The sequence below is a fragment of the Azospirillum sp. NS33 genome (assembly GCF_059703765.1).
Genome location: NZ_BAAKJB010000032.1, coordinates 63,141 through 76,698 on the forward strand (window position 1 = coordinate 63,141; position 13,558 = coordinate 76,698).

Consider the following 13,558-nt stretch of genomic DNA (forward strand, 5'->3'; position numbering starts at 1 on the left):
CGGACCCGGGCATGAGCCTCGACGTCAGCCAGCTGCGGGCCGAGCTGTACCCCGTCGACCGGCCGGCGGCGCCGGTGGCGTCTGTGGCGCCGGCCGCGGCGACCGCCGGCGTCGCGAAGACGCCACCGCCCGCCGCCCCGGAGCCGGTCCCTGCACCTGCCGCTCCGGCCGCCGCCCCAGCGGGGGCGGTGCCCTGGCTGGACCCGCGGATCGCCGGGCGGGCCGCGCTGGGCAGCGCCGAGGAGCAGATGCGCACGCTGGTGGCGCTGCACGCCCTGTTCTCCCAACGCAGCGACCCGGTCGCCCGCAACGCGGCGGCGGTCCTCCACGAGGAGGTGCGCAACCACCTCGTGCTGAACGGACAGCTCAACAGCCTCGTGGAGTGACCGCGGTGACGGACAGCCAGATCACGATGCTCCACGCGCTCGGCGCCTTCTACCTGCGGATCGGTGACGCCGCGCGGGCCCTGGCGCTGACCGCCGCGGCGTTCGAGGCGGCGCCCCGCCGGGTGCCGCTGGCGGAGACGCTGATCCGCTGCTATGTCGCCGCCGGCGAGGGCTCGGCGGCGGTGGCGCTGCTCGACCGCATGGACCTGGGCGCCGCCGACCCGGCGCAGCGCCAGAGCTTCGGGATGCTGCGCTGCCGCGCCCTGTGGCTGGCCGGGCGGGCCGCCGAGGCGCGCCGGCTGCGGGCCGAGATGCTGCGCCAGGAGGCGACCGCGGCATGAGCCCCTCCCCGCCCCTGGCCAGCCGCCTGTTGGGCGGCATGAGCGTGCTGGGCAACTATTCGGTCATCGTGCTGCTGCTGGTGGCGGTGGTCATGATCATCCTGCCGCTGCCGCCGCTGGTGGTCGACATGCTGATCGGACTCAACATCGGCGTCACCGCCCTGGTGCTGATGCTGGCCATGAACATCACCCGGGCCGTGGAGTTCGCCACCCTGCCCTCGGTCATCCTGGTGGTGACCGTGTTCCGCATGTCGATCGAGATCACCACCAGCCGGTCGATCCTGGTGGAAGCCGACGCCGGGGAGATCGTCCGCGCCTTCGGCGAGTACGTCATCGGCGGCAACCTGCTGGCCGGCGTGGTCATCTTCCTGATCATCACCGTCGTCCAGTTCCTGGTCATCACCAAGGGGTCGGAGCGCGTCGCCGAGGTCGGCGCGCGCTTCACCCTGGACGCCATGCCGGGCAAGCAGCTGGCCATCGACAACGACCTGCGCAACGGCGACATCACCCAGTCCGAGGCGGTGCGCCTGCGCAAGATGCTGGCCCAGGAGAACCAGCTCTTCGGCGCCATGGACGGCGCCATGAAGTTCGTCAAGGGCGACGCCCTGGCCGGCATGGCCATCGTGGTGATCAATCTGGTCGGCGGCATCATCATCGGCGTGCTCCAGCACAACCTGTCCTTCGCCGAGGCGGCCCACACCTTCTCGCTGCTGACCGTCGGCAGCGGCCTGATCGCCCAGATCCCGGCGCTGTTCATGTCGATCGCGTCCGGCGCCATCATCACCCGGGTCACCGGCGGCGATTCCAGCCTCGGCATCGAGATCTCGCGCGAGTTCGCCAAGCCGCGCGCCCTGGCGACGGCCGCCGGGGTGCTGGGGGTGATGGTGATGGTGCCGCACTTCCCCAAGGCGATCTTCGCCACCCTGGCGGTCGCCATGGCCGGGCTGGCCTGGCTCGCCCACCGCCACCAGACGGCGCTGGCGGCCGACGACGACGGCGCCTTCGCGCCGTCCGGCTCGGCCCTGGCGGCAGGCTGGTCGGGCAGCGTCGGCAAGGCCGACGGCAAGACCACCGCCGGCAGCCGGACCATGGCCCCGGCGGAGATCCGGCTGGCCCCGCCGCTGGCCCTGGCGGCGACCGACGTGCCGGCGCGCCTGAACGCCCTGGGGCGGGCCCTGCACGAGGAGTTCGGGATCGAGTTCCCGGCGATGCGCGTCACCGAGGACGCCACCCTGCCCGGCCAGGGCTACACCGTGCTGATCGATCACCTGCCGGTGACGCGGGGCGAGGTGCCGGCCGACCGGGTGCTGGTGCGGGCGCCGGCGATGGACGTCGACCTGCTGGGGGTCGGGCACACGCTTCTTCCGGCCCCGGCCCCGGCCACGGGTCAGGAGCTGTGGGCCGACGCCGCCGCGACGGCGACCTTGGACGCGGGCAAGCTGGCGTGGCTCGGCACCGCCGAGGTGCTGGTGGAACGGGTGTCCACGACCCTGCGCCGCAACGCCGGCCAGTTCGTCGGCATCCAGGAGGCGAAGAACCTGCTGGCCGCCATGGAATCCGACGCCTTCGAGGACCTGGTGCGCGAGGCCAACCGCGCGGTGCCCCTGCAACGCTTCACCGAGGTGCTGAAGCGGCTGCTGGACGAGCAGGTCTCCGTGCGCAACCGCCGGCTGATCCTGGAGGCGCTGGTGGAATGGGGGCCCAAGGAGCAGGATCCGGCCCTGCTGGCGGAGTACGTGCGCGGCAGCCTGAAGCGGCAGATCAGCCACGCCCACGCCGACGCCGACAAGATGATCGCGGCGCTGCTGCTGCAGCGCGACACCGAGGACGTCCTGCGCGCCGCGCTGCGGCCGACCGCGGTGGGCACCTACCTCACCCTGTCCGACGCCGACGCCACCCGCCTGCTGGAGCAGGTCCGCCGCAAGCGCCCGGCCGAATCCGAGGCCGCGCCGCCGGTGGTGATCCTGACCTCCCTCGACATCCGCCGCTTCCTGCGCGGCTTTCTCATGCGCAACGAGATCGACATGCCGGTGCTGTCGTTCCAGGACATCGCCCCGGACTACGCGGTGCGGCCGATCACCACCATCGCGCTGTCCGGCGACACCACCGCGGTGCCGCCGGGATCCCCGACGCCCTCCCTGTCCGCAGCCCCGGCCGCCGCATGACCCGCACCGCCCTCCCCCACCCGCCACGCCGGTCCCGGCCGGCCGCAGTCCTGCTGGTCGCGTGGGCCGCGTCGGCCGCCCTGGCGACCGCGGCCGCGGCGCCCGCCGCCGCCCGGGCCGCGGCGGCGACCCGGCTGGCCAGCGTCGGCAGCGAGCTGCATCTGGTCAAGGGTGCGGGCCGGCTCCTGGAGATCGACGAGTCCGTCGGTTCGGTGGTGGTCGGCGACCCGGCGGTGGCCGACGTCAAGGTGGTCACGCCGACCCTGCTGTACGTCTTCGGCATCGGCATCGGCCGCACCGACCTGACCGTGGTCACCCAGGACGACCGCGTCGCCGCCAGCATGACCGTCGCGGTGACCGCCGACGCCCAGGGGTCGACCGAGCTGCTGCGGCGCAGCCACCCCCAGACCAAGCTGCGCTACGAGATCGTCGGCAACCGGCTGGTGCTGGCCGGCACCGCGGACAGCGTCGAGGAGGGGATCGCGGCGCAGCGCATCCTGGAGAGCGCCGCCGACGAGGCGGCGCGGACCAACGCCGCGGCCTACGCCGGGGAACGGCAGATCACGCTGAAGGTGCGATTCGCCGAGGTCTCGCGCAACCAGATCACCAACCTCGGCTTCGACTGGAGCGCCCTGTTCGACCTCGGCAACGTCACCCTCGGCCTGGCCACGGGGGCGGCCGTCGGCACCGTGGTCGGCGAGGCCCTCGGCGGCTTTCCGCTCAACCCCTACGCCACGCCGTCGGTCGGCTACCGCGGCGGCCGGGTCGACGCCAACCTGGTGATCGAGGCGCTGGAAAGCCGCGGCGTCGTGCAGACCATCGCCGAGCCCAACCTCACCGTGCGCAGCGGCCGCACCGCCAAGTTCCGCGCCGGCGGCGATATCCCGATCCCCATTCCCCAGCAGGAGGGGACCCTGGGCATCGAGTACCGCCCCTTCGGCATCTCGCTGGAGTTCACGCCGGTCATCCTCGGCAACAACCGCATCGCCATCCACGTGGTGCCCGAGGTGAGCGACGTGTCGGCCCAGAACGCGGTGAGCTTCTCCGGCGCCTCGGTGCCCGCCTTCTCGACCCGCCGCGTGGAGACCGACGTGGAGCTCGCCAGCGGCCAGACCTTCGCCATCGCCGGCATGTTCCAGCGCAACCTCCAGAAAACCCGCGACACCCTGCCCGGCTTCTCCGAGGTGCCGGTGCTCGGCACCCTGTTCTCCTCGCAGCAGTACGAGCGCGGCGAGACCGAGCTGGTGGTGCTGATCACCCCCTATCTGGTGGAGCCGACCGACACCGCGCCGGCGGCGCCGACCGACCGGGAGGGGGCGGCCGCGGCCGAGCCGCCGCCACCGCCGCCCGCCGAACACATCGGCTTCCTGGTGGATTGACCATGGTGTCCCGACGCTGCCCGCACGCCGCCGCCGCGCCCGTCCTGTTCCTGGCCGTCCAGTTCCTGGCCGGGTGCATGCCGGCGCTGCCGCCACCGCCCGACACCTCCCACGTGGTGTCGCCGCACACCCTCTCCAGCGTGCTGGCCGGCCCGGCCACGGCGACGCTGCTCACCCCCGACGAGCGGACGGCGGTGCGCGACCTGCTGGCGCGCAGCCGTGCGGCCGGGCTGCGCCGGGTCACGGTGGAGGTCTCCGGCACCGCCAGCGAGCCCAAGCGCTGGGCGATCGCCGAAGAGGTCGCCGCGCAGATGCCCGACGCGCGGGTCGATCACCGCCCCAGCCCCGCGCCGCTCCAGGTGTCGGTGCGCGGGCTGCGCGCGGTGCCCGGCCGCTGCCTGTCGCCGGAGCCGTGGTTCACCGACGGCCTGGTCGCCCCCGGCTGCGCCAGCGCCCTGGCGCTCGCCCGCATGGTCGCCGACCCCCGCGACCTCGCCATGGGCCGGCCCATGGCCCCGGGCGCGCTGGCGCCGCTGGTCGTCGACGCCATGCGGCAGGCCGACGGCGACGCCGACCCCGCGGCGGCGACGGGCGCCGGCGGGCCACCCCTTTCCGAGAGGCTGCCGTCCCATGCCCCCAGCGCTCCCGCGGAATGACCGGCAGCGGTCCCCGGCCGGCCCGCCCGCGCCGGCGGGCCGGTGTCGGTGTTGGCGCCGGTGGCGCGGGCTGCGGGCGGCGCTCGCCGCGCTCGCGCTGGCGGGCTGCGTCAACACCTCCGGAACGACCGAGCCGTCGCTGCTCGACGACGCCCTGAGCTTCGCCACCAAGCCGCCGCCGGTGGAGGAGAACCGCATCGTCATCGCCGACAAGCTGCTGGCCAGCGGCGATGTCGGCGGCGCCCTGCGCTTCTACCGGGAGGCGGCGACCGCCGCCGGGGCCGATCCCGGCGCCATGGTCCGCTACGGGCAGGTGCTGTTGCGAACCGGCTCCTACGACTACGCGGCGGGCGCGTTCTCCGAGGCGCTGACGCGCGACGACGGCCTGGTGGAGGCGCGACGCGGCCTCGGCGCCGCGCTGATGGCGCAGGGGCGCGTCGCGGACGCGCGCCCCCACGTCGAACAGGCGGTGCGCGATTCCGCCGATGCCCGCGCCATCCGCAACCTGGCCGTCCTGCGCACCCTGGAGGGCCAGCCGGAGGAGGCGCGGATGGTCTACGCCAAGGCGGCGGCGCGCTGGCCGGGCGACCTCGACCTGCGCACCAACCACGCGCTCTTCGAGGCCATCGCCGACGATTGCCAGGCGGCCGACGGCATCGGCCACGCCGTCATGACCTCGCCCTATGTCCGCTCCCGCCATCTCGCCGGGTACGCCCTGGTGCTTGCCCTGTGCGGGCGCGAGGAGGAGGCCCGCCAGGCCGCCAGCCGGGTGATGAGCGCCGCCGGGATCGCCGCCCTGGTGCAGCAGGCCGTGGCGGCGCGCGGGGCGGACACGCCGGCGGCGCGGGCCATCATCATCGGTGCGGTGCCGGCCGGGGCGCCGTGGCCCGGCGGCGCCGAGATCCGCACGGCGCGGCGGCCATGAGCGGCCGTTCTCGCGTAGTTAGCGAAGTGTTAATGGCCTTCTCAATGTTACGTATTGTCACAAAAGCTTCCAATTGGTTAAACAGCCCTATCACATCGAGGTGATAATCCAAATCCCGTACGTATTGATATGAACTAGCTCCAAATGACATATTATTAGTACCCAACAATTCAAAATAAATGTGGGGTGGATAGCAGAAGCAGCCAACAAAAGGGCAAAGCAATGGACACGCTGACTAGCATTCGTGCGTTCTCTCGCATCGTCGAACTGGGCAGCCTGACCGCTGCAGCCGCCGATCTCGGAATATCCAACGCGATGGTCAGCAAACACCTGAAGAGCCTCGAGAGCATGCTGGAAACACGGTTGATCCAGCGGACCACCCGCAGCATTTGCCTGACCGACGAGGGGCGAACCTGCTACGAAAGCTACAAGGTTGCTCTCCAGCACATCGACGGCGTGAAGAGCGTTTTCGATGCGGCGAAGGGGACGCCGAGCGGGACGCTGCGCATCACCGCACCGAACTACGTGGCGGAGCGCTACCTCCAGCCGGTGATCGCCACCTACATCGGCCGCCATCCCCACATGAAGCTGGACGTCGGCCTGACCGACGACATGACGAACATCGTCGAGGATGGCATCGACCTGGCGCTGTGGGTCGCCAACACCCTGCCCGCGTCGCTCATCGCCCGGCGCCTGAAGGAGATCGAACAGGTCGTCGTCGCCTCCCCGGCGTATCTGGAGCGGCACGGCCGGCCGCAAACGCCGGGCGATCTGCGCGCGCACATGGCGCTGGCCCTGTCCAACTCCGGTGCCACCTGGACCTTCCTGCACGACGGCGGGCGCATGGACGTCGCCCTGGACCGCTACATGTTCGTCGACAGCCGCTTCGCCTACCGCCTCGCGCTGGACGGCATGGGCGTGGCGACCCTGCCGGCCGGGCTGGTGGACGAGCAGGTCCGGGCCGGGCGGCTCGAGGTCGTCCTGGCCGACTACACCCTGCCCGACCGCCACCTCTACGCCGTCTACCCCAGCCGCAGCCATCTGCCGGCGAAGGTCCGCGCCTTCGTCGACCTGCTCGCCGAGACCTTCCGCCAGCGCCCGCCCGCCGGCGGTCGCGCGGCCGGGCCGCCCGAGGAGGGGCGCCACGCCGTGGCCGTCCCCGGCGCCGGCGCGGTGACCATGCCCACGCGGGGCGCCAGGGATCCCCTGCGCCATGTCGCCTGACGCCACGGCCCGGCCGGGGAAGCGGCGGTCATCCCTCCCAGACGAGGTGGAAGGAGTCCGGCGCCGCCGCGTTCGGTTGGAGCACCGGGTAGGCGGGGGTGCGGCCCGTGGGCCCCGCAGCGGCGGCCGGTCCGGCCGGCAGGGCCGCGGTGGCCGCGTCGTCCCGTGGCGCGGCGTCCGCCGGCGCCGCGGCCGCCCGCCGGAAGGTGGCCACGACGGCGTAGGTGGTGCCGTCCTGGTGCTCGGCGATCAGGTCCCATCCTTCGGCGCCCAGCCTGTTGTAGGCGCGCACACGCTCCTTCAACAGATGATGGATGGCATCGGCATCGATCCCATCCGCTCCCTGCTCATCCACCCCGGCAACAAACAGATTGCGGTATTCGAATTGACCCATCGCCGATGCTCTCCCTTGTCGAGACAAAGCGTAGCCACGCGCCCCCATTCCGCGGGAACTGGCATGACTGTGCCACGCCGGAGGGGTCATTGCCCTTGTATTTTGTTTTTCAGCCGTTGATTTACTGTCCATTCTGCGGAGTCAATGCGATGCGATGGCGGGGGTGGCGGTCGATGCTGCGCGGCACGGCAGCGGCAACGGCAGCGGCAACGGCAACGGTGGTGGTGGTGGCGATGACGGTGACGGTCCTGCCCGGCCCGCGGCCGGCCCGCGCGGGCGAACCGGACTGGGACAAGGCGGCCGGCAACTATGTCATCATCAACCAGGATCTGCGCTCCGCTCTTGAGGAGATCAGCAACCATCTCGGCCTCCCTGCCTTCATCAGCGAAGACATCAAGGGCAGGATCAATGAGAAGATCCCGAATTCCTCCTTCCGTTCCATGGTTCACAGCCTGGGCCGCCGCTACGGATTCACATGGTACTATGACGGCGGCAAGATTTATTATTCCGCCCTGAAGGAGAACGTGTCTCAGATCATGCCGATCGGGCAGGTGTCTTTCGAGTTCCTGCACCGCCAGCTGGGCGACCTCGGCATTCTCGACGACCGTTTCGAGCTGCGCCACAGCGAGGCCGGCCGCAGCGTCTTCGTCTCCGGCCCGCCGCGCTACGCCGAACTGATCCGCCAGGGCATCGAGGCGGCGAACGCCCAGGTCGGCGGGCGGCAGCAGCTGCGCAACATCGACATCATCTACGGCCGCGACGGCGGGCGGTGACTTGAAACTGTCATTCTTTCACGGGAGTGATCACTCCTTCGCCCCAGATTGCGCAAAACTTCGTTGCGATTCAAAAGTCATGATTCTATTCTTTCGCCAAACAAATGCGACGTATTGTGTCGTCCTGGGCAAATAACAAACTACAACAATGTAACTGCCCACGATTGACTCTGGTTTTTATTTTTCCATATGGTGCGTACGCAAGCAGGGCGGGCCGCGTTTCTGCGGCTTTGCGCTGCAATGACCTCTAGAGATGGAGACGGATTGTGGCTCGATCCTTCCGACAACTGCTCAACGACCGCCGCGGCGCGACCGCGCTGGAATACGGCCTGATCGCCGCCCTCGTCACGCTGGCCCTGATCGGCGGCGCCAGCACGCTGGGCGACAACCTCGACGACCTGTTCGACCAGTTGGCCACCCAGGTTCAGACCCAGACGAATGCCCTGAGCGGAACCGGTGGCGGGGGCGGCGGCGGCGGGACGCCTTGATCGCCGCCACACCATCCCTCGGCGCGGTCAACGGGCTGCTGCTGGTGCTGCTCGGGGTGGCGGCGGTGTCCGACGGGCGCCACCGGCTCATCCCCAACTGGGTGTCGGCGGCGCTGCTGCTGCTCTTCGTCGGCGCCGGCCTGGTCGAGGGACGGTGGGCCGCGGTGGGTGGGGGCCTGGTGGCCGCCGCGCTCACCCTGGCCGTCGCCTACGGCGCGTTCCGCCTGGGCGTGATGGGCGGCGGCGACGTCAAGCTGTTGACCGCCGTCGCCGCCTGGGCGGGTCCCGCCGGGATGCCGACCGTGCTGGCCGTCACCTGCCTGTCGGGCGGCGTCCTGGCGGTCGCGATCGCCGGGGCGGCCCTGGCCGTCCGGGCGCGCGGTGGAGAAACCCCGGCGCTGCGGCGGCTGGAGCTGCCCTACGGCATCGCCATCGCCATCGGCGGGGCGGCCTGGGTGGCCCGGGCGGCCATGGATCCCGCCCTGGGGTTGATTGGGAAAGGTTAGGTTGGTCCATGCGCACCCCGCACCTTCTGCTGATCCTGACCGGCGTCATGCTGCTCGGCGCCGGGGCGTTGCTCGCCAAGGCGGTGCTGCGGCCGGCCCCGACGGCCGCAGCACCGGTGACGCTGGAGGTGCCCATGCGGGCGGTTCTGGTGGCCCGCACGCCCCTTCTTGCCGGCCACTTCCTCCAGGCCGGCGATTTCGACTGGCGCGACCAGCCGATCAACACCCTGCGCCCCCAGCTCTTCGTGCAGGGCACCGACGATGCGGCGCCGCTGGCCGGATCCGTTCTGATGCGCCCGCTCAACGCCGGCGAGCCGGTGCAGCGCAGCGACCTGGTGTCGCCGCGCGACCGCGGCTTCCTGGCCGCCGTCCTGCCGCCGGGCATGCGCTCGGCCAGCGTCGCCGTCGACGAGGTGACCGGCAGCGCCGGGCTGATCTTCCCGGGCGACCGGGTCGACGTCATCCTCACCCATTCCCTGGCCGACGTCGAGGAGCCGGGCCGGCGCACCGTCGGCCAGATCGTGCTGCGCGACATCCGCGTGCTGGCGGTCGACCAGGCGCTGAACGGCCCGACCAACGCCGACCCCGCCGCCGGCAAGGCGCCGGAGCCGGGCACCAACGGCCGCGGCCGGGTCGCCCGCACGGTCACCCTGGAGGTGGCGCCGCGCGACGCCGAAAAGCTGGCGGTCGCCACCACCCTGGGCCGCCTCAGCCTGGCGCTGCGCAGCCTGCAGCGCCCCGACCAGCCGGAGACCGCGTCCAGCGAGCCGATGTGGGCCGGCGACGTGCTGGAGGCGCTGAACGGCATGGGCCCGGGGCCCGGCCCGGCCCGGCCCGCCGCGACGGGGCCGAGCGTCGTCGTCTACCGCGGAGGGCAGAGCCAATGACCCCCGCCCGCGTCCGGGCCGGTGGCCGGGCGCTCCGCCGCGCCGGCGCGCTCGCGCTGGCCGGCGCGGTCCTGCTGGCGGCCCTGGCCGTCGCCCCGGCGGCGCCCGCGGCCGCGCCGCGCACCACCGCGACGATCACCGTCGACGTCGACGAGGGCGAGATCCTGCGCCTGCCGCGCGAGGCCGCCCAGGTCTTCGTCGTCAACCCCGAGATCGCCGACGTCATGGCGCCGCAGCAGCGCACCATGGTGGTGATGGGCAAGAAGGCGGGGCGCACCACGGTCATCGCCATCGACGCCCAGGGGCTGGAGATCGGCAGCTACGCGGTGGTGGTCACGCCCTGGTTCGGCGCGCTGCGCGACCACATCGACCGCGACTACCCCCGCATCCCCGTCACCATCGACGCCACGCCGACCAGCATCATCGTCGCCGGCAACGTCGACACCCCCGAACAGGCCCGCGGCGTGGTCGAGCTGGTGCGCGCCTACGCCCCCGACCCGGACAAGGTGGTGAACCGCCTGAACCTGTCCAGCGAGGTGCAGGTCCAGCTCCGCGTCTATGTGGCCGAGATCTCGCGCAGCGCGGTGTCCCAGTTCGGCACCAACTGGCAGGCCGTGTTCAACGGCGGCAACGGCGCGCTGGGCCTGCTGACCGGGCGGGCGACCCGCAGCGCCCTGCCCGCGAGCACCAGCGTCGAAACCCTGTTCGCCGGCGCCGTGACCGGCAACTGGTCGATCAGCACGGTGTTCGACATCCTGGGCGAGCGCGGCCTGGCCTCGGTGCTGGCCGAGCCGAACCTCACCGCCATCTCCGGCCAGACCGCGTCCTTCCTCGCCGGCGGCGAGATCCCGGTGGTGACCCAGAGCGGCCTCAACGGCACCACCGTCACGTTCAAGGAGTACGGGGTGCGGCTGAACTTCACCCCCACCGTGCTCTCCCACGACCGCATCAACCTGCACGTCCGCCCCGAGGCCAGCCAGCTCTCCGACATCGGCGCGGTGGAGGCCGACGGAATCGCCATCCCCGCCCTCACCACCCGGCGCGTCGAGACCACGGTGGAGCTGGCCAGCGGCGACAGCTTCGTCATCGGCGGCCTGCTGCAGAACACCCGCAGCAGCACCAACCGCGGCATCCCCGGCCTGTCGGAGATCCCGATCCTGGGCAAGCTCTTCCAGTCGGAGACCTTCCAGAACGAGGAGAGCGAACTGGTGGTCATGGTCACCCCCTACATCGTCCGCCCCACCAAGCCCGGCTCCCTCGACACCGGGGGCGGCCCCGCCGCGGCCGGCAACGACGCGGCCCGCCTGATGACCGGCTGGTCGCCCCAGTCCGCCGCCCCTCCCCCCGCGGCGCGCCTGAACGGCCGTGCCGGTTTCGCCTTCTGAGCGGGCCCGTTCGATGAACCCGATCCACCTGCTCGCCGCATGCGCCGTCCTGACCGCCTGCGCCCCCCAGGGAACCTGGGACGGCACCCGGCCGTCGCAGATGGTCCGCGCGGTCACCCGCACCTCCGACGTGCGCATCGTCGGGCCGGCGGCCGCCGCCCTGCGCCCGGGCGACCGGGCCCAGCTCGCCGCCGCCCTCGCCGCCGCCCACACGGGGGCCCAAACGGGAGCCCAGACCGGCGCCCGGGCCGGCGCCGGCGTGCGGGTCGAGGTGCTGACCCCGCCGCGCGGCACCCCGGATGCGGTGCTCGACGCCCTCGCCGACCTGGGCGTGCCGGCGGGGCGGGTGCTGCGGCGCACCGCCCCGGAGCTGCCGCCCGACCTCACCCTGGTGCGGGTGTCGGTCAGCCGTGTGGTGGCCCCCGGCTGCCCGGCGCCGACTCCGCCGCCCACCCTGTCCGGCCACCCCCTGGCGCTGCCCAACCCGGTGATCGGCTGCGCCAGCGCGACCAACTTCGCCGCCATGCTGGCCGACCCCAACGACCTGGTCGGCGCGCCGCGCAGCGTCCCCTTCAACACCCACAACGCGGTGCGCGCCATCGGCCGGTCCCGCACCGTGACGACCACCGACAGCGGCGGGACCGGCGGGGCGGGGGCCGGGGCGGGGGCGGAGAATCCGTTCGCCGGCGGGTCGGAGAAGTGACGCCATGAGCCTTCTGCCGAAGCTTCTGGGCGGCCGGGACGAGGGGGCGGCGGGGGCGCTGAACGCCCTGGTGGCCTTCGTCGCCGATGCGCGCACCGAGGAGAGCATCCGCAGCCTGGTCGACGAGCAGGCGATCGCCCCGGCCCTGGTGCGCCGCGGCGCCTGCCGCGAGGCCATCGCCTATCTCAGCCAGGCGACCCCGCCACGCATGATCGTCGTCGACCTCAGCGGCTCGGAGATGCCGCTCAGCGACATGGACGAGCTGGTCAACGTCTGCGGCCCCAACGTCATCATCATCGCCCTGGGCGAGGTCAACGACATCGGCCTCTACCGCGACCTCACCATGTTCGGCGTCGCCGACTACCTGGTGAAGCCGGTGACCACCGAGGTGCTGCGCCGCATCGTCGGCATCCAGGCGGTGGGCCGCGCCGGCGCCCCGCAGCGCCAGCGCACCGGCCGGGTGATCTGCGTCACCGGGGCGCGCGGCGGGGTCGGGGCCACCACCTTCGCCACCAACCTCGCCTGGATGCTGTCCAGCGACGCGGCGCGCCGCACCGCCATCGTCGATCTCGACCTCCATTGCGGGTCGGTCAGCCTGATGCTGGGGCTGAAGCACTCCATCGGCTTCATGGAGGCGCTGAACAACCCGCACCGCATCGACGACCTGTTCCTCGACCGCGCCATCGTCAAGAAGAGCGACCGCCTGATGGTGCTGAGCGCCGAGGAGCCGCTGGAGGACAACGTGGAGTACAGCCCGGCGGCGCTGGAGGCGGTGCTGCGCTCGCTCCAGCAGCGCTTCCACTGCATCGTCATGGACCTGCCGCGCCGCCCCGGCGCGCTCTACCGCCAGGTCCTGGAGAAGTCGGAGATCCAGATCATCCTGGCCTCCGCCACCCTCACCGCGCTGCGCGACGCCATGCGGATCTCCCACCTCATCGGCCGCGAGGACCTGGGCCAGCGCGCCCTGCTGGTGGTCAACCACACCGCGCCGACCGGCCGCGGCGAGATCCCCCGCGGCGACTTCGAGAAGACCATCGGCCGGCGCATCGACCACGAGGTGGCGTTCTCCCGCGTGGCGCTGCAGGCGGACAACAAGGGCGAGATGCTGGCCCAGCAGGACCCCGCCTACGCCGAGGTGCTCGGCCGCATCGTCAACGACCTGACCGGCCGCTCCCCGGTGAGCCACAAGGCGGCGGAGCGGCGGTTCCTCGGATTCAAGCGGAGGTGATGGCATGTTCGGCCGCCGCGCGTTCGACACCACGCCGCCGCCCGCCATCGGCCCGGCCCCGCCGCGCGCGCCGGTGCCGCCGCGGGCGTGGCCGCTGTCGCCATCGCCCGAGCCGCCG

At 72.2% G+C, this 13,558-nt stretch carries 15 protein-coding genes; 14 read left to right on the top strand and 1 reads right to left on the bottom strand.

What is annotated here, in order from left to right; translation table 11 throughout:
* Nucleotides 1-11 precede the first annotated feature (11 nt).
* The 7 genes from AC6H2I_RS23610 (at nucleotide 12) to AC6H2I_RS23640 (ending at nucleotide 7,076) form a co-directional block, all read left to right on the top strand.
* A complete protein-coding gene (locus AC6H2I_RS23610; protein WP_497503207.1) occupies nucleotides 12-386 on the top strand; it encodes a hypothetical protein in 375 nt (124 codons plus the stop codon).
* Nucleotides 387-391: 5 nt separating this feature from the next.
* On the top strand, nucleotides 392-727 hold the full coding sequence (locus AC6H2I_RS23615) for a tetratricopeptide repeat protein (RefSeq protein ID WP_497503208.1): 336 nt from the start codon (nucleotides 392-394) through the stop codon (nucleotides 725-727).
* Nucleotides 724-2,892 (top strand): type III secretion system export apparatus subunit SctV, encoded by a 2,169-nt coding sequence (gene sctV, locus AC6H2I_RS23620; RefSeq protein WP_497503209.1) that lies wholly within the window; start codon nucleotides 724-726, stop codon nucleotides 2,890-2,892. Before AC6H2I_RS23615 ends, sctV begins: the two co-directional genes overlap by 4 nt.
* Nucleotides 2,889-4,271 (top strand): type II and III secretion system protein family protein, encoded by a 1,383-nt coding sequence (locus AC6H2I_RS23625; protein WP_497503210.1) that lies wholly within the window; start codon nucleotides 2,889-2,891, stop codon nucleotides 4,269-4,271. Before sctV ends, AC6H2I_RS23625 begins: the two co-directional genes overlap by 4 nt.
* Before the next feature lie 2 nt (nucleotides 4,272-4,273).
* Nucleotides 4,274-4,927: a CpaD family pilus assembly lipoprotein gene (locus AC6H2I_RS23630; protein ID WP_497503211.1), complete on the top strand. Its 654-nt coding sequence runs from the start codon at nucleotides 4,274-4,276 to the stop codon at nucleotides 4,925-4,927.
* Entirely contained in the window at nucleotides 4,902-5,852 is a 951-nt protein-coding gene (locus tag AC6H2I_RS23635; RefSeq protein ID WP_497503212.1) for a tetratricopeptide repeat protein, read from the top strand. Before AC6H2I_RS23630 ends, AC6H2I_RS23635 begins: the two co-directional genes overlap by 26 nt.
* A gap of 222 nt (nucleotides 5,853-6,074) precedes the next feature.
* Complete coding sequence (locus AC6H2I_RS23640) at nucleotides 6,075-7,076, top strand: LysR family transcriptional regulator (RefSeq protein WP_497503213.1); 1,002 nt, start codon at nucleotides 6,075-6,077, stop codon at nucleotides 7,074-7,076.
* A 28-nt stretch (nucleotides 7,077-7,104) separates the two neighbouring features.
* Here the strand turns inward: AC6H2I_RS23640 and AC6H2I_RS23645 are convergent, their stop codons facing one another.
* Nucleotides 7,105-7,470, bottom strand: coding sequence for a hypothetical protein (locus AC6H2I_RS23645; protein ID WP_497503214.1), 366 nt, complete (start codon nucleotides 7,468-7,470; stop codon nucleotides 7,105-7,107).
* Nucleotides 7,471-7,643: 173 nt separating this feature from the next.
* Between AC6H2I_RS23645 and AC6H2I_RS23650 the strand changes: the two genes are divergently transcribed.
* The 7 genes from AC6H2I_RS23650 to AC6H2I_RS23680 all read left to right on the top strand — a co-directional run bounded on the left by AC6H2I_RS23650 (nucleotide 7,644) and on the right by AC6H2I_RS23680 (nucleotide 13,440).
* A complete protein-coding gene (locus tag AC6H2I_RS23650; protein WP_497503215.1) occupies nucleotides 7,644-8,243 on the top strand; it encodes a hypothetical protein in 600 nt (199 codons plus the stop codon).
* Nucleotides 8,244-8,509: 266 nt separating this feature from the next.
* Nucleotides 8,510-8,731, top strand: a complete 222-nt coding sequence (locus tag AC6H2I_RS23655) for a Flp family type IVb pilin (RefSeq protein ID WP_497503216.1) — start codon at nucleotides 8,510-8,512, stop codon at nucleotides 8,729-8,731.
* Nucleotides 8,728-9,237, top strand: a complete 510-nt coding sequence (locus tag AC6H2I_RS23660; protein WP_497503217.1) for an A24 family peptidase — start codon at nucleotides 8,728-8,730, stop codon at nucleotides 9,235-9,237. The genes AC6H2I_RS23655 and AC6H2I_RS23660 overlap by 4 nt, the downstream gene beginning before the upstream one ends.
* An 8-nt stretch (nucleotides 9,238-9,245) precedes the next feature.
* Nucleotides 9,246-10,124, top strand: a complete 879-nt coding sequence (cpaB, locus tag AC6H2I_RS23665; protein ID WP_497503218.1) for a Flp pilus assembly protein CpaB — start codon at nucleotides 9,246-9,248, stop codon at nucleotides 10,122-10,124.
* On the top strand, nucleotides 10,121-11,509 hold the full coding sequence (locus AC6H2I_RS23670) for a type II and III secretion system protein family protein (protein ID WP_497503219.1): 1,389 nt from the start codon (nucleotides 10,121-10,123) through the stop codon (nucleotides 11,507-11,509). The genes cpaB and AC6H2I_RS23670 overlap by 4 nt, the downstream gene beginning before the upstream one ends.
* Nucleotides 11,510-11,522: 13 nt before the next feature.
* A complete protein-coding gene (locus AC6H2I_RS23675) occupies nucleotides 11,523-12,212 on the top strand; it encodes a CpaD family pilus assembly lipoprotein (RefSeq protein WP_497503220.1) in 690 nt (229 codons plus the stop codon).
* 4 nt (nucleotides 12,213-12,216) lie between these two features.
* Nucleotides 12,217-13,440 (top strand): CpaE/TadZ family protein, encoded by a 1,224-nt coding sequence (locus AC6H2I_RS23680; protein ID WP_497503221.1) that lies wholly within the window; start codon nucleotides 12,217-12,219, stop codon nucleotides 13,438-13,440.
* The last annotated feature ends 118 nt before the right edge of the window (nucleotides 13,441-13,558 follow it).